General features: G+C 56.9%; 18 protein-coding genes. 11 read left to right on the top strand and 7 right to left on the bottom strand.

The window, feature by feature from the left end; all coding sequences use genetic code 11:
• Positions 1 to 131: 131 nt before the first annotated feature.
• From JOE39_RS12790 to JOE39_RS12770, 5 genes are all read left to right on the top strand, one after another.
• Positions 132 to 953, top strand: coding sequence for an alpha/beta hydrolase (locus JOE39_RS12790; protein WP_024663935.1), 822 nt, complete (start codon positions 132 to 134; stop codon positions 951 to 953).
• The gene (locus JOE39_RS12785) at positions 943 to 2,130 is read left to right on the top strand and encodes a PAS domain-containing sensor histidine kinase (RefSeq protein ID WP_024663934.1); all 1,188 of its coding nucleotides are present in this window, start codon (positions 943 to 945) and stop codon (positions 2,128 to 2,130) included. Before JOE39_RS12790 ends, JOE39_RS12785 begins: the two co-directional genes overlap by 11 nt.
• Positions 2,131 to 2,243: 113 nt before the next feature.
• On the top strand, positions 2,244 to 3,428 hold the full coding sequence (locus tag JOE39_RS12780; RefSeq protein ID WP_210077295.1) for a GAF domain-containing sensor histidine kinase: 1,185 nt from the start codon (positions 2,244 to 2,246) through the stop codon (positions 3,426 to 3,428).
• Between the two features lie 250 nt (positions 3,429 to 3,678).
• The gene (locus tag JOE39_RS12775; protein WP_003418274.1) at positions 3,679 to 4,002 is read left to right on the top strand and encodes a hypothetical protein; all 324 of its coding nucleotides are present in this window, start codon (positions 3,679 to 3,681) and stop codon (positions 4,000 to 4,002) included.
• A 55-nt stretch (positions 4,003 to 4,057) separates the two neighbouring features.
• Entirely contained in the window at positions 4,058 to 5,221 is a 1,164-nt protein-coding gene (locus JOE39_RS12770) for a PQQ-dependent sugar dehydrogenase (RefSeq protein ID WP_017279203.1), read from the top strand.
• 93 nt (positions 5,222 to 5,314) lie between these two features.
• Here the strand turns inward: JOE39_RS12770 and JOE39_RS12765 are convergent, their stop codons facing one another.
• Entirely contained in the window at positions 5,315 to 5,623 is a 309-nt protein-coding gene (locus JOE39_RS12765; protein WP_210077297.1) for a PepSY domain-containing protein, read from the bottom strand.
• Positions 5,624 to 5,925: 302 nt separating this feature from the next.
• On the opposite strand from JOE39_RS12765, the gene JOE39_RS12760 reads away from it, so the two are divergent.
• From JOE39_RS12760 to JOE39_RS12740, 5 genes are all read left to right on the top strand, one after another.
• Positions 5,926 to 8,100 carry a TonB-dependent siderophore receptor gene (locus JOE39_RS12760; protein WP_210077299.1) on the top strand — a complete coding sequence of 725 codons (2,175 nt, stop codon included), beginning with the start codon at positions 5,926 to 5,928 and terminating at the stop codon, positions 8,098 to 8,100.
• A 230-nt stretch (positions 8,101 to 8,330) separates the two neighbouring features.
• Positions 8,331 to 9,647, top strand: coding sequence for an MFS transporter (locus tag JOE39_RS12755; RefSeq protein WP_003314515.1), 1,317 nt, complete (start codon positions 8,331 to 8,333; stop codon positions 9,645 to 9,647).
• A 455-nt stretch (positions 9,648 to 10,102) separates the two neighbouring features.
• Positions 10,103 to 10,372, top strand: a complete 270-nt coding sequence (locus JOE39_RS12750; RefSeq protein ID WP_003320199.1) for a LuxR C-terminal-related transcriptional regulator — start codon at positions 10,103 to 10,105, stop codon at positions 10,370 to 10,372.
• Between the two features lie 183 nt (positions 10,373 to 10,555).
• Positions 10,556 to 11,287 carry a hypothetical protein gene (locus tag JOE39_RS12745; RefSeq protein ID WP_024663595.1) on the top strand — a complete coding sequence of 244 codons (732 nt, stop codon included), beginning with the start codon at positions 10,556 to 10,558 and terminating at the stop codon, positions 11,285 to 11,287.
• A 695-nt stretch (positions 11,288 to 11,982) separates the two neighbouring features.
• The gene (locus tag JOE39_RS12740; RefSeq protein ID WP_122219761.1) at positions 11,983 to 12,852 is read left to right on the top strand and encodes a hypothetical protein; all 870 of its coding nucleotides are present in this window, start codon (positions 11,983 to 11,985) and stop codon (positions 12,850 to 12,852) included.
• Positions 12,853 to 12,856: 4 nt separating this feature from the next.
• Here JOE39_RS12740 and JOE39_RS12735 read toward each other — a convergent pair whose 3' ends face one another.
• The 6 genes from JOE39_RS12735 to JOE39_RS12710 form a co-directional block, all read right to left on the bottom strand.
• On the bottom strand, positions 12,857 to 13,933 hold the full coding sequence (locus JOE39_RS12735; RefSeq protein WP_024664147.1) for a diguanylate cyclase: 1,077 nt from the start codon (positions 13,931 to 13,933) through the stop codon (positions 12,857 to 12,859).
• 298 nt (positions 13,934 to 14,231) lie between these two features.
• Entirely contained in the window at positions 14,232 to 15,434 is a 1,203-nt protein-coding gene (locus JOE39_RS12730) for an MFS transporter (protein ID WP_003314520.1), read from the bottom strand.
• A gap of 203 nt (positions 15,435 to 15,637) precedes the next feature.
• Positions 15,638 to 16,228 (bottom strand): hypothetical protein, encoded by a 591-nt coding sequence (locus JOE39_RS12725; protein WP_003314521.1) that lies wholly within the window; start codon positions 16,226 to 16,228, stop codon positions 15,638 to 15,640.
• Positions 16,229 to 16,361: 133 nt separating this feature from the next.
• Entirely contained in the window at positions 16,362 to 17,174 is an 813-nt protein-coding gene (locus JOE39_RS12720) for a VacJ family lipoprotein (protein ID WP_003393253.1), read from the bottom strand.
• Complete coding sequence (locus JOE39_RS12715; RefSeq protein ID WP_003314524.1) at positions 17,167 to 18,465, bottom strand: lipoprotein; 1,299 nt, start codon at positions 18,463 to 18,465, stop codon at positions 17,167 to 17,169. The genes JOE39_RS12720 and JOE39_RS12715 overlap by 8 nt, the downstream gene beginning before the upstream one ends.
• 594 nt (positions 18,466 to 19,059) lie before the next feature.
• Complete coding sequence (locus JOE39_RS12710) at positions 19,060 to 19,602, bottom strand: hypothetical protein (protein ID WP_183133098.1); 543 nt, start codon at positions 19,600 to 19,602, stop codon at positions 19,060 to 19,062.
• A gap of 40 nt (positions 19,603 to 19,642) precedes the next feature.
• On the opposite strand from JOE39_RS12710, the gene JOE39_RS12705 reads away from it, so the two are divergent.
• On the top strand, positions 19,643 to 20,497 hold the full coding sequence (locus JOE39_RS12705) for a glycine betaine ABC transporter substrate-binding protein (RefSeq protein WP_003412711.1): 855 nt from the start codon (positions 19,643 to 19,645) through the stop codon (positions 20,495 to 20,497).
• Positions 20,498 to 20,628: the final 131 nt, after the last annotated feature.

The raw sequence follows: 20,628 nt of genomic DNA, 5'->3' as shown, positions 1-20,628 counted from the left end.
CAGTTCGTGACGCTCCTGCCTTAAAGTGCGGTTTGTGCCACTAATGTGCCTTTAACGGTGATAACCTCCTCTCATCTTTATCACGGTATGCACATACCCAGCCGTTTACCTGGCCATTTTTGGAGCCCGACATGTCGGTCCAGCAGCGCAACAACGTCAATATTTCAGGCGACGGACCGATCACTCTGATTTTCGCTCATGGATTCGGCTGCGATCAGAACATGTGGCGTTTTATGGCGCCGCACTTCGCAGCGCGCTTCAAGGTCGTGCTGTTCGACCTGGTGGGCAACGGCAATTCTGATGTGTCGGCCTGGTATCCGCACAAGTATTCGTCGCTCAAGGGCTATGCAACTGACTTGTTGCAAGTGGTCAACGAGTTCGCCGCAGAGGGGCCGGTGGTGCACGTCGGTCATTCGGTCAGTTGCATGATTGCCGTGCTGGCCGAGCTTCAGTCGCCCGGCCGGTTCGACGGTCACATCATGATTGGTCCATCCCCGCACTACCTCAACGAGGGAGATTACATGGGGGGATTCACTCGCGCCGATGTGGATTCGTTGCTTGAGACGCTGGAAAGCAATTACCTTGGCTGGTCGAGCACCATGGCGCCCGCACTCATGGGCGCCTCGGACCGGCCTGAACTGAGCGAAGAACTCGCCAACAGTTTCTGTCGCACCAATGCCGAGATCGCCAGACAGTTTGCCCGCGTGACGTTTTTATCCGACCATCGTGCAGATGTCGCGCAACTCAAGAGCAGAACACTCATTCTGCAAAGCAGCGACGATATGGTGGTGCCAGTCGAGGTGGGTGAATATTTGCACCGCGTCATTACCGACAGCACCCTGCGCATGATCGACAACGTAGGGCATTACCCACACATGAGCGCAGCCCAGGAATGCATTACTGCGATGAATCAGTTTCTGGCCTCTTACGAGAGCGCCGCACATGACCGTTGAACAGGTGAGTCTGCCTGTTACGGGAGATCTCTACGAGCATGCGCCCTGTGGTCTGTTGATCACGTTGCCCAACGGCACTATCGAGCGCGCCAACCTGACGTTTTGCCGATGGCTGGGGCTGGAGCGCGACGCTGTTGTGGGCCGCCGCTTTCAGGAACTGCTGAGTCTGGCAGGCAAGGCCTTTCTGCAGACTCACTGGGCACCCACACTGCTGGCACAAGGTTCAATTGCCGAGGTCAAGGTCGAGCTGATTCATGCCGATGGCCGCCCCATTCCGATGATGCTCAATGCCGTCCGCCGCGAGTACCCGTCGGGGTATTTGCATGAAGTTGCCGTGTTCCTGGCCGAAGAGCGCAACAAGTACGAGCGCGAACTGCTGGCTGCCCGCAAGATCGCCGAGGAGCTCCTGCAACAGCAGATGACCGTGCAGAGCGAGCTGACCTCGGCGCGTAATCGCTTGCGTCTGGCGCATGCCGAGGCGGAGATCCGGGCTATTTTTGCCGAACAGATGATTGGCATCGTCAGCCACGACCTGCGCAACCCGCTGGCCGCGATCAAGATGGCTGCCGGGCTGCTGGAACGCACGCCGCTGGAGTCGCGCCAAGAGCGGATTCTTGGACACATCAACCATTCCACCGACCGTGCCGATCGCATGATTGTCGACCTGCTGGATTTCACCCACGCCCGGGTCGGCAGTGGCATTACCGTCGTACCTCAGCCTGTCGATTTTCACGCAGTCGTCGCCCGTGGCGTCGAAGAGCTGCGCCAGGTTTTCCCGGATCGGGTGCTGACCCATCGCAGCGAAGGGCAGGGCGCGTGTTCGGCTGATCCTGACCGCCTGCTGCAGATGCTTGGCAATCTGGTCAGCAATGCCATCAATTACGGCACCGACGACGGCGAGGTTTTGATTACGTCGTCGTTCGACACCTGGATGATCAAACTGTCGGTGCACAACGTTGGTGAACCGATACCCATGGAGAAGGTAGACGACCTGTACGAGCCCGTCGTACGCGTGGTCAGCGACAGTGACGAGACGCGCACCGTCGGGCTCGGGCTGTTTATCGTGCGCGAGATCGTTCGAGCCCATCTGGGCGATGTGACGGTTCGTTCTTCGGCTGAAGAGGGCACGACCTTCACCGTGGCGTTTCCGCGTCCCCCGGCGAAAACCGAGGTTTGATCAGGTTTCATGCAGATTGACGATCAACCGGTGTTATTCACGGGTGCAGAAAAATCGTTACAGTTCTAAACTTACGAGCTGCGTCATCACATCAAGGCTCATACAGGTTCTACATGCGGCGATCCCTTTCAAATGATGTGGCCACGATCAGTCGGATCAGCGCGGTGCCGGCCATCCTGCAAGTCATTGCCGAATCCACCGGGTTGGGTTTCGCCGCCGTGGCGCGTGTAACCGAAACCACCTGGACGGCCTGTGCGGTATTGGACAAGCTCGATTTCGGTTTGAAACCCGGCGGCGAGCTGGAGCTGAGCAGCACCATCTGCCACGAGATTCGCAGCTCCCACAAGGCTGTGGTGATTGATCATGTCGCTGAAGATCCGTTGTTCTGTGCGCATGAAACACCACGTCTGTACAGCTTCCAGAGCTATATCTCGGTGCCGATCTTTCTTTCCGACGGCTCCTTTTTCGGCACTATCTGCGCGCTGGATCCCAAGCCGGCGAAGCTGACCGGTACGCCCATCGAAGCCATGATGGTGTCGTTCGCACGCCTTCTGGCTCTGCAGATCGAGGCCGAGGAAAACCTGCAACAGGCGCGTGAAGACCTGCTCGCCGAACGTGAGGTGGCTGAGCTGCGCGAGCAGTTTATCGCCGTGCTGGGGCACGACCTGCGCAACCCGCTGTTTGCCATCAATGCCAGCGCCGAATTGCTGCTGCGCCGTCCGCTGGATGAAAAGGCCGAGCAGATCGTGCACCACATCCTGACCTCTGGCCAGCGCGCCTCGCAGCTGGTCGATGACGTGCTCGATTTTGCCCGTGGCCGCATGGGTCATGGCATTCCTCTCAGTATCCATGAGGCGCCCGGCCTGGATAAAACCCTGGAACATGTGATTTCAGAGGTGCAGCGTGTTCACCCGTCGCGGCCGATTCACTCGAACATAGGCGCGCTGGAGCGTATCCGCTGCGATCACGAGCGAATCGCGCAATTGCTCTCCAACCTGGTGTCCAACGCGATCAGCCATGGTGATGCCGAGAGCCCGGTCGAAGTGACGGCAGGCGTGCATGGCGAGGTGTTTGTGCTCAGCGTTACCAATCAGGGAGAGCCGATACCTGAATCGGTTCGTGCGCAACTGTTCCTGCCGTACTCAAGACCCATCACCGACGAGCCGCAAGCCGGGCTCGGACTGGGGTTGTACATCGCCAGCGAGATAGCCATCGCTCATGGGGGTACGCTCGAGGTGTGCTCGACGCGAGAGCAGGGCACGGTCTTTACCTTCAGCATGCCGTTGAAATCTGCGTAGGCACCCTGCGCCAGCTTGTGCGTTTTGAGCGCACCGGCTGTCTGCAGTGTGGCTTTTGTTATCCGCAAAACCTTGGGCTGCAGGCCGTCACGTCGTTCTGCTTCGACAGCCCTGAGCATCCTTGTTACAAACTCTCCCAGCGCTTTGCTTGCTCATTGGCAGTGTCGCGTCGAACCTGAGGCCCGGGTTGCCATCAAAGGCCTGAGCCTTCACGGTTACTCCGAAGTTTTCACTTTGCCCAGAGGTAGTGATGAACAGTTTTGTGCGCAATCTTGTCGGCGGCGTGCTTGTTGCGTCATGCAGCATCGGTGCGGTCCAGGCGCAGACGCTGCCAAACAGCACCCTCAACAACGGTGCCAGCAGCAACCCCTATAACAGCCCGATTCACCGTGCCAACCCCAACAGCCGCCAAGGCACCGAGTCCAGCGTGCCACCGTCTCGTGGCCCCAACATTGCGCCGCCGGTGCGCAAGCCCACTCTGGAAAACGGTGGCATTGGCAACGGCTACCCTACGCGCCAGAACACGCCACGTCCTTCTACTACTCCGATAACCGACCCCAAGCGCGGCAACTGAATTTTCAACCCGGCGAACCCTTGCGGACGTCGACTCAATGCATAAGGAAACGCTCATGCTTAGAAAAACCCTGATCGCGACATTGTGTACTGCAGCCATTCTGAGCCTGCCACTGGCGGCCAGCGCCGCTACGGAGTCCTACAAAAGCGAACTGGGCACCGTCACGGTGACGCCTGTTGTCGAAGGTCTGGACCATCCGTGGGGGCTGGCCTTTCTGCCTGACAGGCAAGGCATGCTGGTGACAGAGCGTTCCGGCAACCTGCGCGTGGTGTCGGCGGATGGCAAATTGTCTGCACCGCTTTCCGGAGTCCCGCAAGTCTGGGCGCAAAAACAGGGCGGTCTGCTCGATGTGGTGCTGTCACCGGACTTCGCCAAGGACCGCATGGTCTATCTGACCTACTCCGAGGGCAGCGGCAAGACCGCCGCCGAGGGCGATACCGCCGGCACTGCCGCTGGGCGTGGTCGCCTGTCCAAAGACATGACCCGTCTGGAAGACTTCGAAGTTATCTTCCGCCAGGAACCGAAACTGTCGGTGGGCAACCACTTCGGCGCGCGGATGGTCTTCGATCGCGACGGTTACCTGTTCATCGCGCTGGGCGAAAACAATCAGCGCCCCACTGCGCAGGATCTGGACAAGTTGCAGGGCAAGATCGTGCGCATCTACCCGGACGGCAGCGTACCGAAAGACAATCCGTTCGTGGGCCAGAAGGGCGTACGCCCCGAGATATGGTCCTATGGCCATCGCAACCAGCAGGGCGCCGCGCTGGATCCCTGGACCGGGACGTTGTGGACCAACGAGCATGGTCCCAAGGGCGGTGATGAGCTGAATATCATCGAGCGTGGCGCGAATTATGGCTGGCCGATCGCGACCCACGGTATCGACTACTCGGGTCAGCCGATTCCGGAGTCCAAGGGCAAGGTTGTCGAAGGAACCAAAATTCCGTTCCAGGTCTGGGAAGTGTCGCCGGGCCTCAGTGGCATGGCGTTCTATGACCACAGCCTTTTCAAGGCATGGGATCACAGTGTATTCATCGGTGCGCTGGCCACTGAAGAGTTGATCAGGCTGCAGTTCGAGAATGACAAAATCGTTCATGAAGAACGTCTGTTGAAAGACATGAAACAGCGCATACGTGATGTTCGTCAGGGACCGGATGGTTACTTGTATCTGTTGACCGACGACGATAAGGGCAGTCTGCTGAAAGTGGGCTTGGCTCAGTAATAAACTGTTAACCGCTTGAAAAAGAAAATTCCCACAATATTGTGGGAATTTTCTTATGAGTTGCTTGCGGTGGTAACCGGTAAAGCAGTCGGATCAATTATCTTTTGCGTCACGTACCACTTCGCCCGTTTTGGCATCAACGTCGTAGTTCCACTCCACACCCTTGGCGTCTTTCAGTTCGATCTGATAGATCAGGCGGCCGGTGCGGTCCTTGTCCAGTTCGGTATCGTGGACCGTGAAGCCCTGGTGCTTGGCAACGGCATTCTTGTTGAACTGTCCAAAGTCACCCAACGCTTGGGACTTGTACAGGCGGATCACTTCATCGGGACCAACGTCAGCTTGGGCGGCACCAGCAACAGCAGTGAGGGCAACAGCGGCGAAAACGGCAGGCATAAGTTTCATGGGGTATTCCTTTCTGATTGATCTGTCTTGATTGATTCATCACACGCTGATTGGTTCAGCGGTTTTGTTGAACTCAGATTATCCGCGCTTACTTAATTCACGCTTAATTATTCAAGTGTGTGGGGCGTTTTGAAGCCGGTCTCGCTCTGCTGATTCGTAAGTAAAGTTTTCCCCAGCACTTCGTTTAAAGGCAAAGCATCACGTAAAGGTTGAAAAAAACCGACAGTGAACGTAAAAGGTTGGCCCCCTGCCGGAAGGTGCGTCGCGTCTGTCCAGGCATCTGTCCTTGCGGAGTCTGCTCGATGAGAACGCCTTACCGACCTGCCATGCGCCACGCCTGGCGATTGTTACCGTTGGGTATGGCGGTTGCCTCGCCGTTGCTGGCCGCAGAGGTGCTTAGCCTGGATGCGGTCAATGTCACTGGGTTCAGCGAGCCGGAAAGCACCGGCGACTATAAAGCCGAGCGGGCGTCGATTTTCGGGTTCGATCAGGCTTCACTGCTGGATACGCCTGCCTCGGTGTCAGTGTTCAGCGCTGCGTTGATCAAGGACCGTCAGGCAAAGCTGCTGAGTGAAGTGCTGCGCAACGATGCGTCGGTCGGCGACGGCTATGCCCCGGTGGGCTATTACGAAAACTTTGTGGTGCGCGGGTTTTCGTTGAACGCCGCCAACAGTTATCGCATCAATGGCCGCAGCATTGCCGGTGAGCAGAACGTAGCGCTGGAGAACAAGCAGCAGGTCGAGTTGCTCAAGGGGCTTTCCGGCCTGCAGAGCGGCGTGGCCGAGCCCGGTGGGGTCATCAATTATCAGACCAAACGGGCGCATGACGTTCGCTCGGTCACGGTCTCGACCAACGAACACGGCGAACGCTACATCGCGACCGATGTCGGTGGCTGGTTCGGCAGCGAACAGCAATTCGGCCTGCGCGCCAACCTTGCCCATGAAGACATTCGTTCATATGTCGAACACGCCGATGGCCAGCGCGATTTTGCCTCCCTGGCGTTCGACTGGAACATCAGCGAGCGCGCCCTGCTGCAACTCGATGTCGAGTACCAGACCAAAGAACAGCGTTCGGTGCCCGGTTATCAGCTTCTGGGCGGCACTGCGCTGCCTCACGACGCCTCGCCACGTAACTTGCTGGGCCACCAGAACTGGTCCAATCCGGTCGGTATCGACTCGCTGAACATGAACGGACGTTTCGAATATCGCTTCAATGACAGCTGGAAGGGCAGTCTCAGTGCTTCGCGCAGTCGCGTGGTCATCGATGACTACAGTGCCTTTGCGTGGGGGTGTTACGGCTCGGCCAGTTGCGCCGGGCAAGCGGTGCCTAATCATTTCAGTGCCGAGGGCGGTTATGACATCTATGATTTCCGCAGCCCGGACGATACGCGTCGCAACGATGAAGTCGAAGCAGCCATGTCCGGTACATTCGCTACCGGATCGCTGGGGCACGAACTGACCTTCGGTAGCAGTGCCTACCGCCGTACGGTCGATACGCGCGGGACCTTCAACGAATTTGTCGGCACGGGCAATATCAATGAGGCACCTGAGCAGGTGGCACCCTCGACCCTGGCGCTTGCACATACCGAGCGCCGCCTGGACAGCCGCCAGTACGGGCTGTTTGCCACCGACCGGATCAGCTTCAACGAGCACTGGCAAACCGTGCTGGGCGGACGCGGGGTGCGGCTCGACGAGCAGGCATTCAACGAGGACGGCAGTGATGCGCGACACACCGAGCGCTATGTGTTTCTGCCGCAGGCGGCGCTGATCTACAAGCCGGTGGACAATGTTTCGCTCTACACCAGCTACAGCAAGGGCCTGTCGCTGGGCGGGACGGCGGCGTGGTTCACCACCAATGCCAGTGAAATTCTCGCGCCGACCGTATCCCGACAGCTGGAAGCAGGCATCAAGTATGACTGGCAGCGCATGAGCCTGACCGCCGCAGTGTTTCAGGCCCGTCAGGCCTACCAGTATTCCAGGCCCAACGATGACGGTACGTTCACTTACGTGCAGCAAGGCGAGCAGAAAAACACCGGCCTTGAGCTGGGGGCAAGTGGCTGGGTGACTGACCGCCTGCAGATATCCGCCAGTGCGGCGGCCATCCGGGCGCGCGTTGAAGACAGCGGCACCGACGCCTATGACGATCACCAGGCCCTCAATGTGCCCAGATACCGTGGCACCCTGCAAGCCGACTACAGCCTGCCGGTGCCCGGGCTCGCGTTGCTCGGTGGAGTGCAGTACAGCGCAAGCAAGTACGCTGACCGTGAAGGTACCGTGCAGGTCAATGACTACGCACTGTTCAATATCGGCAGCCGTTACAGCACCCGAATCAGCGGTTACGACACGGTCCTGCGCCTGACGGTAGACAACCTGTTCGACAAACGCTATTGGCGTGATGCCGGAGAGTATTTGGGTGACGACTACCTGTTCATGGGCGCGCCCAGAACGGCGAGATTGTCGGCCTCCGTCAACTTTTAGCGAAGGGCTCTGGTGCGAGGAGCATCGGCACGACAGTCGAGATGATCGTTCGGCATACTCCCGCATGGCAATGCAGTCCGGAACGGCATGCGACGCGGAGCGCCGCACGATAGTCGGGATCATCGTTCCCGCTACAGGCCTCAGCTCCGTATCAGTGCGCCCGCAAGCTTTGCTATTCTTCGCGCCCTGTGAGCGTCAGGCGCTCTTTTCAGCCATGTTTCGGGGGCTTCATGACGGCCATCGTTCAATCCACTCCGCAACCTTTCACCAAAGGCGACTACAAGACCCTGAGTCTTGCCGCGCTGGGTGGGGCGCTGGAAATCTACGACTTCATCATTTTCGTGTTCTTTGCGCTGACCCTCAGCCAGCTGTTCTTTCCCCCGGACATGCCCGAGTGGCTGCGTCTGCTGCAAAGCTTCGGGATCTTCGTGACCGGCTATCTGGCGCGCCCGCTGGGCGGGATTCTCATGGCGCACTTCGCCGACCGGCTGGGGCGCAAGCGCGTGTTCAGCCTGAGCATTCTGATGATGGCTCTGCCTTGTCTGCTGATCGGCGTCATGCCCACTTACGCACAGATCGGTTACTGGGCGCCGCTGGTCCTGCTGGCGCTGCGCATCCTGCAAGGAGCCGCTGTGGGCGGCGAAGTGCCAAGCGCCTGGGTATTCGTAGCAGAACACGCGCCCAAGGGGCACCGCGGCTATGCACTGGGCGTACTGCAAGCCGGCCTGACGTTCGGATATCTGCTGGGAGCGCTGACCGCAACATGGCTGGCGCGGGTCTTCAGCCCCGGCGAAATTCTTGACTGGGCATGGCGTATTCCGTTCCTGCTCGGTGGCGTATTCGGTGTGGTTGGGGTCTGGTTGCGCCGCTGGCTAAACGAAACCCCGGTGTTCATCGCCCTGCATGCCCAGCGTGAACACCTGCCGGCGCTGCCGCTTGGCCAGGTGCTGCGCGATCATCGCCAATCCTTGCTGCCTGCTGCGCTGCTGACCTTTGTGCTGACCTCAGCAGTGGTGGTTCTGGTGGTGGTTACTCCGACTGTCATGCAGCAGCGCTTTGGTATCAGTGCCAGCGACACCTTTGCCCTGAGTGCCGTCGGTATCGTGTTTCTCAATATAGGCTGCGTGCTGGCAGGCATGCTGGTCGACCGTATCGGCGCCTGGCGCGGCATCCTGTTCTACAGCCTGCTGATGCCGATGGGCATCGGCGTGCTTTATACCAGCCTCATCGAGCAATGGATGCCACTGGGCATTGCCTACGCGATTGCCGGACTGGCGTGCGGGATTGTCGGTGTGGTGCCGTCGGTGATGATCGGACTGTTCCCGGCGAACATCCGGGTGTCAGGCATCTCGTTCACTTACAACATCGCCTACGCCTTCTGGGCCAGCACCACGCCATTGCTGCTGATTGCCCTGGTGCCCTGGAATATCTGGGTGTGTGTGCTGTACAGCCTGATCATGGGCGCCACGGGCCTGATGACCGCTGCAGTATTCGGCCTGCGCCGGGGCATGGTGGTGGATGACCTGGCAAGCGGTAAAGCCGGATAACTCCGGGCGGGGTGACGCAACGCCCGCTGCTCACCTCTGCCGGGGTGAGTGGCAGCTCGAACATGGCCGGAAAGTTCCTTGTGCAGACGCGTTCAATTGTAACAAGTGATTGTAATTCCATTTCCTCAAGTCTATCTTGCCCCTCTCTATAGTGTTTACGTTATTTATCTAGTGCGTCCTTGCTTCGTGCCCGCGGAAAATATTTCGCCAGGTGGGTCATTCATGGCGTCGATAAATAGGAAGACTTGATTATTCTGTATTTGCCGTAGGATTTTTCCTTGGTATTTAAATATTAAAGATTTTTCTTACGGCTTTCAGCTTTATTGCGAAGCTTTGAGGGCTATCTCGTGTTAATGCAAAACAAGACTAAATAAAATGATTTCTGTGCCGATTTACTGTGTAGGTCATGGAAGACGAATGTAAGAAACATCCTACGAATTTGCCGATTAGGCAAAATGATGGCAAGGGGAAGTATCATGTGGGTGACAATGAGAGAGCAGGAGGTTCTTGGCCTGTTGTTGCAGGGATGTACGAACAAGGAAATTGCCAGGCAGCTCAGTATCAGTGACTACACCGTTCGCGATCACGTATCTTCGCTGCTAAGAAAGAATCAGGTAAGGACGCGTGCCGAGCTCATGGCCCGGTGTGTATCTCTATTGCTTCCGGGGAACACTGTCCAACCCCCTACATCTGTCGGATTGCGCAGCGAGCCAGCACATACATAATGTGTCTTGTCGCAACCTGTAACTTGTTAATGCAATAAGCACTGCTGATACTTTGGCAGTGCAATCAATAATACCGTGCTGCTCTGTGACTGCCGTCAGCCACTGCTTCCTGGCTGTCTGCATAAAGGACTATCCGAAACCTGCTCGCACGACGAACTGTAAACAATAAAAAAGGAGCCACTCATGACTGTTTGTTTTGTTCGGGGCGAGTCAGGTGCCGACACGTCGTTGCGGCTGGATCCGCAGCGGCCTGATTTTAATATGACAACGGACTTCCAGCATCTGACAACCCGGCAGTCCGCGCTTTCGGTGACGCAACTTGCCGAGCAACAGGCAAAGCTGTCCGGCCCCGTTGGCCTGTTTGCCAAACTCTGTCGGCAGCTTCGTTCGCATGGGCGTCAGTCACCCTTGCTCGAAGACATTGCACGGCTTGAGGGCCGCAAGCGTCAATGGCTGGCCGAGCGCGCCGTACAATTTGCACTCGGGCTGCACGGCCGTCGGTCAGAAGCCGAGAACCCGTTCAAAGGCCTGGTGCGCGAAGACCTGTGCTGCATCGTATTCGATGATCCATCGCCGCACACGCTGGTCGAGCGTTATGCCGCCAGCGAAGCGCTGCGGGCTCAGGACAGTGAGTACTTCGTCAAACTCATAGCCACCACGCGCAATACCGTCGAACGGCGAATCGTCTTTCATGGTCTGCTCGAACACTTCGACCGGCTATTGCCCATCGAGAAGAGCATCTATCCGCTCAACTATCGAGCTGTTCAGCAAGCACACCTCGATCATGAAGAAGCCCTCTACGGCGCACTGATAAAGCAGCAGCCCATTGGCACATTGCTTGAGAGGCATACGCCTGAGTGGCTGTTGGATAACCTCTCATCGTTTGAACTTTCCATTGATCAAGCGTGTGGCTAATCAGGTCTCGGACGTGGGTATTTATACCAGTTGGTTGATGGGGTTTTTACAAGCGGTTTAGATTTTCTCTAACAGAACATGTTTAATCAGAGTGCGCGTTAGCGCGTTCGGTGAATGGTAAAAAATAGCGGTTCGTGCAGATGCTTTCAAGCCTGCGGCTTTCGCACGGCCGATGAATTTGATTTATAAATATTGGAGTAACACCTGTGAAAAAAATAGCACCTTTGCTTGTGTTGTTAGTGTCGGCTGCCAGCCAGGCGGGCGATTATTCTGTTACGACCACCCGAACACCGACGTTTATCAATGGGCCTGGTCACAGTGCGTTTTCCCGACACCAATTGAGATTGGCTGATTACCCCCGCGGCGCGGCGAATAACTCCCGGTTGCAAAAGATTTCCTGGACCGCTACGTCTTTTCCGGAGAGTACGGGTGAGCAGGCAAAAATATGTTTCAGACGCGGAGGCGTACACGAATCGAGCTGTATTCAGATTGATCCAGGTATGCCAGGTGATACTGATCAATTTAATAGCTTGGGGTTCAGCTATGCATCGGATGTTTTGATAAAACACCAAGCTGTCAATGGGCCTTGGCAAAGCAAGCCTGCCGGGCCAGAAACAGTCACCTTTCATTTAACGTATTGATTGTTCATCCCTGGCGATAACCGCCAGGGAACTTTCGGGGCAGGAGCCAACGTCATGCGAGTCATAAGTTCCGGAGCAGATGCACTGATAGCCGCGCAACAACTTGATGATAAAAGAGCGGCAAAAAACATGACCTCAATTGCCAATCCCACCCTCCTATCAACCTCTCCAGACTCTGCGGTGACCATCAGCGGGCAGGCCCTCCTGAAACACAGGGTGTTCGGATTCGCGGACTCTGCTCGTTCTGCACCCATGCTAGGAAAAGCCGAATGTGGAATGTCCATGCCCCAGGCGTTTTTTCTAACCCGGGATGATCGGAGTCTGTTGGGTGACGTTTACGGTTGGGCGAGTGATCAGGGAGCTGATTTGAGCTATGTCGATGACTTGGCGTTTCAGTTGGCTTCTTACAGAGAGAGTGATGATGGAGGGATAATGCTTCGTCATAACCAAGGCAAAACATATGACGTAGAAGGCCACAAGGTGTTCTACAGTTTTACCGAGCCGCACGCGGCCACCGCCAAGCGTATTACCGAAAGCGATGGGTTAAAAACAACGCGGCTGGATCAGGGGTTCGTTCGCTTCATCACTGACAAGGACTACGGGTCCATAGGTCACAATAATTTTGAGTTCATGGAAAAAGTCATCAACAGGTTTTCAACGGCGGGGGAACGGGACGAACAACTGGGTGCAGACTTCACTACTTATAAAAGCCAGAAGAGTGACTACATAAGGACGCTGTCCAAGGAAAAATACACGCCAGGTGAAGGCGACTCTCGAGAAACGACCTCCGTAAAAAAAGCCGCTAAACCCAAGGAAGTAACTCTGGAAAGCCTGCGTAACGATATGCGCGAGACGTTTCTGAAAGCGATGGGGGTCACGAGTCTCTCATCCCTGTTCGACATGCTGTTCAAGGATAAGCGTTGACGGATCAGGCTTGTGCGCCAAGCGACTGGAGTTCTGGTTGCGCATCCTGATGGCTGGCGACGCGGTTGCGGCCGGTGCTTTTGGCCAGATACAGCGCTTTGTCTGCTTCGTGCAGCCACGACGAGGCATCGGGCATTTCAGGGGAGTAGGCGGCAATGCCGATACTGAGGCTGACCTTGAGATTGCAATGCAGGATGTAGGTCATTTCATCTATCGCCAGGCGCAGGCGCTCAAGAATTTCCTTTGCTTGAAGCAAGCAGGTGTCGGGCAAAATGACGCAGAACTCATCGCCGCCACAACGTCCGATCAGGTCGGAATCGCGCAGGTTTTCTGTCAGTGCCTCGCTGATACTCTGCAATACCGTGTCGCCCATCAGGTGACCATAAGTGTCGTTGATGACCTTGAAGTGATCGATATCGATCAACGCGATGACGCACTCCTGATACGTGTTCTGGCTACTGGCGTACTCCAGGTCAAGCAGATCCTTCCACGCTCCGTGATTGAGCAGACCGGTCAGGCTGTCGGTACGGCTGACCTTGCGCAGGATGTTGCGGTGCTCCCATAGTTTGAGTGTGACCTGATGGCTCAGCCAGCCGATGAAAATAGGGTAGGTCACCAGTACCGGAAGGCAGGCGTAGATCTGCGCCATGTTGCCATGCAGATTGACGACAGGGTCGAGCGCGGCCAGCGAAATCAGCACGCCCAGTGCCTGCATGCACAGGCCTTGCAGCATCAGACGTGGCCCGGCGGCCGCCATGTTATGCATGGCCATCATGGCGAGGACCGTTATACCGGGAACTGCGCTGAAACCCATCGCGCCAACCCAGAAACCGCCCATCATCGAATCGAAAAGCAGATTTCGCCATTCAGCCTGGTAGGGCTCGCGCGACGTTCTTGCGAGCTGGTAAGCAACATGCGGCCATACGAGGCTGTAGAGCAGTGCCAACAACCACGCCCAGTGTGCTGTATTCACGTAATACAGAGAAACAGCGACCGTCACAAAGCCAACGCTTACACCGAAGCATCTCGGGGCGTAGATCCGCTTGGCGAATGCCATCCCTCTGCGGTGATAGGTGCTCATAGATTCTTACCGGACATTACTTTCGAATCGGTCAGAAATCGACGCCGCTTGACCGAAGGGCTGGAGTTTGAGCGTTCACTAGTGGCAAGGGAAGAGTATTTTGCCGAGGGGTGTCAAATAATTACATATTGATGAAACTGGCTGTTTAAAAGTCAATTAAATGACATAAACAGTACTAAAACCTGTTCAAAAATATGACGAAACATACAATTTAATACACCGTGAATAACCGGGGCAGGGTGTCTGGTTGTTGGCAGACACGCCGCCTGGCGAGTTCAGTCAAGCGACGGTCAGGCGATTACAACGTTGCCTTGTTTTGCTGCGTGCTGGTCATCCATGCAACGGCAATGGACAGCAGCGCAACAACAGCGGCGACATACCCTACGGCACCCAGCCCCAGGTGCTCGATGGTAAGGCCTCCGATGATCGATCCCAGACCGATCCCGGCATTGGCGGCCGAGACATTCAAGGTCCCGGCCAGTGCCTGGGCCTGAGGCGCTGCTTTCATCACCCTGATCTGGCAGATCGGAAACAACGCCGTATGCGCGATGCCCCAAATCACCAGTACCACGGCCAGCAACGGCATGGAGCCTGCGGCCGGTACGCTTGCGGTCATGCCCAGCGCGAGCAACAGCGCAAAGGCCATGGTCGAGCCGAGCGGGCTGCGGTCCACATAACGTCCACCCAAGGCATTGCCGATCAGGCCGACCGCGCCGAAGCCCATCAACCACCAACCCACTTGAGCCGATTCGATGCCCGCGATGCGTTCCAGCGTGTCAGCCAGGTAGGTGTAGGCACCGAACATGGCCGTGAACAGCAGGATGGACAGCAGCAGGTTGGCGAGGAAGAACGGATCCCGGAGAATTTTTGCCTGCTCGGCGAGGCCGACTTTTGCGGTAGGTTCGATACGCGGCATCGACAGTGCCAGCAACAGAGCCATTAACGCTGACAGCAGCGTCAGCGCCCAGAATGCCCCGCGCCAGCCCACGGCATCGGCAAATACTGTACCCAGCGGGATACCGAACAGCATGGCAGCCGAGATGCCGAGGTAGACCTGCGCAACGGCCTTGCCAGCGCGCTTCGGTCCGGCCAGCAGGCTTGCCGTTTCACTGGCGGTGCCCCAGAACACCGGCAAGGCCAGTGCCGGAATGAACCGCGCCAGCGCCAGCACCCAGATATTGCTCGACACCGCCGCCAGTGCGTTGGCGGCGGCGAAGATCAGCAGAATGACGATGAACGTGCGCTTGCGGTCCAGGTGCGAGAGCATGGCTGTTAGCGGTGGGCCAAAGAGCATCACCGTGAAGGCGAACAGCGTTACCAGCAAGCCGGCGGTAGAGATGGAGATCCCCAGATCACGGGCCATTGAAGGCAACAGACCGATGATGAGAAATTCAGTGGTGACGATCACGAAGCCGGCCAGGGCCAGAATCGCGATGGACAAGCCGGCGCCGGTCGAGCTTTCGCTACGGGCGCCGGAGGCAGTGGTTTCCAGAGAAGGCATAGTGCAGACCCATTAAAAATAAGTCCGCCAGCTTATTGCAGAAATGAGCTTCTATCTTTGCCAAGTTTTCCCTTTGTTGTGGACTGGAATTCACTAATAAGGATTCGTAGGCATCCTGCCCAAGGTCCAGACCCTGGGCGAGTGATTATGCGAGGTGTTTCGCGCGGATCAAGTCGCATCGGAGCGGCTGACCGGTCCGCAGATCATTGGCCGATGACAGTCTTCACCAGCGCGGCGTGCTCTTTCGGATTTTTTGCATTGGAGACCACGTTCAGCACGGCTGCGCGGGTACCCGATGCAGCGACGATCGATGTGCTCAGCACCTGAGCGTCGCTCATGGTTGCCGAGGTATCCAGTTGGCGCACACCAAGACCATTCTTCTTGACGATCTTCTTGTCACCCAGCTTTTTGAAGTCCTTGTAGCCGGTACTCTGCTGGGCAAGGATGCCGGTGACCAGCCCGTCAAGTACTGCGCCGTCGTTATCGTTGGCCTGCACGCCCATTGGCATAGGCGTTTCGGTAACGATCAGCACGCGCTTTTCGGCCGCATTGGTGTAGAGCGACCCGGTCACACCCTGAGCCTTGGCTTTTGCATCAATCTCGGGCATCTCGCCCTGTACGTAGCCCGCAGGAATGGTGAAGGCCAGTTTGCCGCCCAGCAGCGAAGCGTTTTGCACTGCGGCAGCGGCGGGCGCAGCGGCCTGCGGTTTGGTGGCAGCCTGAACGCTGACCATGCTCTGACATGCTGCCAGTGCGACACATACAGCCATTGCCTTGAAACCGAAAAAGCGCATGGAAATTCCTTTTTGTCTGTTAATGACGGAGGCGTTTGCCCTGAGGCATGTGATTGACCAGACAGGTAAAAGTGCCCATAAAAAAACGACCAGCCCGATCACTCCGGCTGGCCGTCGTTTTGCTGCGTTATGCTTATTCGGCGATCTGCAGCTTGCGCGACTCGGTATAGACGTAGCGCACTTTTTCATACTCGAACGGCGAGTTGAGCTGACCGTAACGGAAGCTGGTGACGTAACGGCGGTCAACGGCACGCAACACAGTGATTTCCGGATGGTCGCTGCTGACTTCAGCCACGTTGAGGAAGTTGATCTGGTTTTCAGCCGTGTAGTCGAACAGCATGCCGCCGGTGTCACGCAGGTTCGATGGGCCGAACAATGGCAACACCAGATAAGGTCCTGAAGGCACGCCGTAGAAGCCCAGGGTCTGGCCGAAGTCTTCGCTCTGGCGCGGCAGGCCCATCATGGTCGCCGGGTCCCACAGACCGGCGATGCCGATGGTGGTGTTGAGCAGCAGACGGCCAGTGGTGTCCAGCGAGCGCTCGCCCTTGAACTGCAGCAGGCTGTTCAACAGGTTGGAGACGTCACCCAGGTTGCTGAAAAAGTTGCTCACACCGCTGCGTACGAAGCCAGGAGTGATGTAGCGGTAGCCGTCCACCACCGGCAGGAATACCCATTCATCGAAACGGTAGTTGAAGTGGTAGACCCGGCGGTTCCAGGATTCCAGCGGATCATAGACTTCCAGTGCGTTGATGGAGGCGCGCTCGAACTCACGCTGATCCAGCCCCGGGTTGAATTGCAGCGACTTCAGCGGCTGAGTGAAACCATCAGCATCGGTCTGACGGGCCACAGTGGCCGGGTGCTGAGCCTTGTTGCTGGTATCCGCGTCAGCGGCCTGGACTGTGCCGGCACAGAGCAGAGCGGCAAGAAGTAAAAGACGTTTAGCCACGGAAAAACTCCAGCATGGCGTCGGTGTTGACGCGGTAATTAAGGTTGCCGCAATGCCCGCCGTACGGGTAAACGGTCAGGCGATCGCCAAAGGTCTTGCGCAGGAAGCCGAGGTCACCCGAACCCAGGATCACGTCGTCGGCGTTGTGCATGACGGCAATCTTGGTGTTGCTGTGCAGGTAGTCCTTCAGGGCGTAGAGGCTGACCTGGTCGACCAGTTGCAGCAGGCTACCGCCGTCGGTGCGTGCACGCCACATCGGGATGACCTGTTCGGTCAGGTAGCAATCGAAGTCGCACTGCAGGGCGCGCTTGAGGAACGGCGTCAGGCTGGTGCCTTCGGTGATCGGGAATTTCGGTGGCGTAATCAGACCGCGACGGTTGATCAGGTCGGAGGTGAACGCGATGTCAGCCGACGAGAAGCGGAACGAGGTACCGATCAGCATCGCCATCTGTTCATTGGTCAGGTGCTGCTTGGACTGCTGGAAGTCGAACAGCAGTGCATCATTGAGGTCGATGTAGCCTTTTTGGCGGAAGTAGCGGGTCAGCTTGGCCAGCACCAGTTCATAGAACGTGGTGGTGTTGTTGATGCCCTTGACGTTGGTCTGTACCAGTTTGTCGAGGTTGCTGATCGAGGTGTAGAGATTGACCGGCGGGTTGAGCAGCAGGACCTTCTTGAAGTTGAAGCTGCGACGGGTTTCGTCCAGCTTGCTGACGAATGCAGCATTCAGTGCGCCAAGGCTGTAACCGGTCAGGTAATAGTCGGTTACCGGCAGTTGCGCCTGCTGAGCCCGAATGGCCTGCATCACGCGATAAATGTCTTCTGCGTCGTCGGTGGAGACGCCAGGAGTCGCAAAGCGCGAGGCCGAGGTCATGAAGTCATAGCTGGTGGGCGAAGACAGCTGCACGACGTGGTAGCCCGCGCCGTAATAGAGCTTTTTCAGGAATTCATTGATGGTGCTGTTATACGGCGCGCCCGTGCCGGCGATCAGGAAGATCAGCGGGGCAGCGTGGTCTTGTTTGGCCAGGCGATAATGCAACTTTTTCACCGCCCAGAAGTTGTCGGGCAGGGTGAACTCGCGCTCGGGATGCAGGTTCAGGGTGTAGACATCCTGATCGATATCTTCATCGTCAGGCAGGTCGGGGCGCAGAGCGGGCGGTGTGGTCGCAATGGTCGCTTCAAACGGATTAGTCAGCGGGTAGCCATAGGTGGCGGAGTCGACGGTGGTTGCCAGAGCGGACGCACTTAAACACAAGCCACCTATAACAGTGGCGAGGCGCAGAAAACGGAGCATGACTAAATCCCTTGGGAAAGAAGTGCTGATGAGATACGCAGGCTATGACCAAGGTGTAGTGCCAAAGTGCCCCATCCACCGGTTAACCCTGTAAATAAGACGGAACAATACACGTTCTTTGGATTTTGCAATGCAGATATGCGGTTTATTTTTGCGTGACTAGCGTATTTGCTGGCCCGGCTCGACGTTTGCAGTGCTGGTGAAGGTTGGCAGGCCATGGCCTGGAGGCGAAATTTGCGGCTTGCGTAAAGCACAAAGGAGAGCCGTAGCTCTCCTCCAATGTGGTTCACGTGCTCTTTTTATTGTTATGGGGCGGCCTGTTATTGTTGTTGGCGACCAGTCCCTTTACAGCGTTGTTGTGCGACCCCCATACGGGGTCAAGAGCAAACGTATTTTTTTGAGCGCTGATTCGCTTTAATCACCTGCCTGCACAACAGGGTGATCCCACCGGTTCTGGAGCTACCTGACGGTAGCTTTATTGTTCTCGGGCCGGTCGCGAGGCCTTTCATTGAAAGGTCCCTGTAAAGCTGATCCACTCCAAAAAAATCTGTTAGCTGCGCCTCTGTCCGTTTTGTTCTTGTTGTGTCAGAGCCGTTACGTATTGTTTTTATTGGTTTGCTGCATCGTTTGTTGTTTTTGTTGTATCAGAGATATAGCAGGACCCGTGCCAGTTTTTGAAAACTCTTTTAAATCAGTAGCTTGTGAATTCTTATGGTTGGCGCGTGGTCGTAGAGCCGGAAAAAATGTTTCCGTGTTACCCGTTCGCGGTGGTGATCGTAAAGCTGCGGTAACACATCGTGTTTCCTTCGTAGCATGAGCCAGAGTGGTGCGCTGCAGGTCTGTATCGTCTATACGACGATGGTATGGGGGGGCGTTCTCCTCTGGGCATAAAGGTGTGCCCCTGCCGCTAATGGCCAGCTTCAGACGTTTTTCGCTGTGCGTTGTCGTTGATGGCTCGTTGTTGTCGTTTCCCATTGCCCCAGTGTCGCAGACAGAGCATGCCTGCCTGTCGTGCAGGTCGATTATCAGGGTGGCGTTGCGGTGCGTTTGATTGCGCGTGGCAGCGATAAAAACGTGCAAGGCGCCGCGTGCCCCAAGGTCGGGCGCGGGGGCGGTCTGGAGAACAACGTTAACCATGCCCCGACAACCGTCGGTGCAGACTTCCGGGGAAGCGACAATGATGATGCGAAAAATACTGGGGGCGGGTGCCGCTCTGGTACTTGCGGTCAGCTCCACGCTGGCGATTGCCGAAACCAAGACCCTGACCATCGGCTATGTGGAAGGCTGGTCCGACAGTGTCGCGACCACCTTCGTGGCCTCCGAAGTGATCAAGCAAAAGCTTGGTTATGACGTCAAGTTGCAGTCTGTCGCTGCTGGGATCATGTGGCAGGCGGTGGCAACCGACAAGCTCGATCTGATGCTGTCTGCGTGGCTTCCGGGCACGCATGGCGAGTACTACGCCAAGTACAAGGATCAGGTCGTCAACTACGGGCCTAACTTCAAGGACGCCAAGATTGGCTTGATCGTGCCTGAATACGTCAAGGCCAAAACCATCGAAGACCTGAAGACCGATGCTTCCTTCAACAAGAAGATCACCGGCATCGATGCGGGCTCGGGCGTGATGCTCAAGACCGATCAGGCCATCAAGGACTACGGTCTGGACGGCTATAAACTGCAGGCGAGCTCCGGCGCAGGCATGATTGCCGAGCTGACCCGCGCGGAAAAGGCGAAGAAGTCCATCGTCGTCACCGGCTGGGTGCCGCACTGGATGTTCGCCAAGTGGAAACTGCGTTTCCTGGACGATCCGAAAGGTGTCTACGGCGAGGCTGAAACCGTCGACAACGTGGGCAGCCTGGGGCTGGAGAAGAAAGCTCCTGAAGTCGTGGCCTTCCTGAAAAAATTCCAGTGGGCGTCCAAGGATGAAATCGGTGAGGTGATGCTGGCGATTCAGGACGGTGCCAAACCTGAAGCTGCAGCGAAGGACTGGGTCGCCAAGCACCCCGACCGCGTCGCCGCATGGACTGCCAAATAGTCGCAAAGTGTCTGAATAGCCCTTCTCAAGGCCGTCTGGTGTTATCGCCAGACGGCCTTTTGTTTTTCTGCCCCGGAGTATTTTCCGTGCGACCGACTGCCGGTGGGTTCAGACCGTGCGAGAAGAGGTAT

The organism is Pseudomonas sp. PvP100, assembly GCF_017833055.1.
Classification (GTDB): Bacteria; Pseudomonadota; Gammaproteobacteria; order Pseudomonadales; family Pseudomonadaceae; genus Aquipseudomonas; species Aquipseudomonas syringae.
Note: the sequence above shows the minus strand (reverse complement) of the source record. Positions and strands in the feature narration are given on the sequence as shown.

Coding starts and splice junctions, on each gene's coding strand:
- JOE39_RS12750 (WP_003320199.1), top strand. CDS start 10,103: ATGATGGCAAGGGGAAGTATCATGTGGGTGACAATGAGAGAGCAGGAG.
- JOE39_RS12715 (WP_003314524.1), bottom strand. CDS start 18,465: ATGCTCCGTTTTCTGCGCCTCGCCACTGTTATAGGTGGCTTGTGTTTA.
- JOE39_RS12755 (WP_003314515.1), top strand. CDS start 8,331: ATGACGGCCATCGTTCAATCCACTCCGCAACCTTTCACCAAAGGCGAC.
- JOE39_RS12735 (WP_024664147.1), bottom strand. CDS start 13,933: ATGAGCACCTATCACCGCAGAGGGATGGCATTCGCCAAGCGGATCTAC.
- JOE39_RS12745 (WP_024663595.1), top strand. CDS start 10,556: ATGACTGTTTGTTTTGTTCGGGGCGAGTCAGGTGCCGACACGTCGTTG.
- JOE39_RS12760 (WP_210077299.1), top strand. CDS start 5,926: ATGAGAACGCCTTACCGACCTGCCATGCGCCACGCCTGGCGATTGTTA.
- JOE39_RS12705 (WP_003412711.1), top strand. CDS start 19,643: ATGATGATGCGAAAAATACTGGGGGCGGGTGCCGCTCTGGTACTTGCG.
- JOE39_RS12740 (WP_122219761.1), top strand. CDS start 11,983: ATGCGAGTCATAAGTTCCGGAGCAGATGCACTGATAGCCGCGCAACAA.
- JOE39_RS12780 (WP_210077295.1), top strand. CDS start 2,244: ATGCGGCGATCCCTTTCAAATGATGTGGCCACGATCAGTCGGATCAGC.
- JOE39_RS12765 (WP_210077297.1), bottom strand. CDS start 5,623: ATGAAACTTATGCCTGCCGTTTTCGCCGCTGTTGCCCTCACTGCTGTT.
- JOE39_RS12790 (WP_024663935.1), top strand. CDS start 132: ATGTCGGTCCAGCAGCGCAACAACGTCAATATTTCAGGCGACGGACCG.
- JOE39_RS12710 (WP_183133098.1), bottom strand. CDS start 19,602: ATGGTTAACGTTGTTCTCCAGACCGCCCCCGCGCCCGACCTTGGGGCA.
- JOE39_RS12730 (WP_003314520.1), bottom strand. CDS start 15,434: ATGCCTTCTCTGGAAACCACTGCCTCCGGCGCCCGTAGCGAAAGCTCG.
- JOE39_RS12785 (WP_024663934.1), top strand. CDS start 943: ATGACCGTTGAACAGGTGAGTCTGCCTGTTACGGGAGATCTCTACGAG.
- JOE39_RS12770 (WP_017279203.1), top strand. CDS start 4,058: ATGCTTAGAAAAACCCTGATCGCGACATTGTGTACTGCAGCCATTCTG.
- JOE39_RS12775 (WP_003418274.1), top strand. CDS start 3,679: ATGAACAGTTTTGTGCGCAATCTTGTCGGCGGCGTGCTTGTTGCGTCA.
- JOE39_RS12725 (WP_003314521.1), bottom strand. CDS start 16,228: ATGCGCTTTTTCGGTTTCAAGGCAATGGCTGTATGTGTCGCACTGGCA.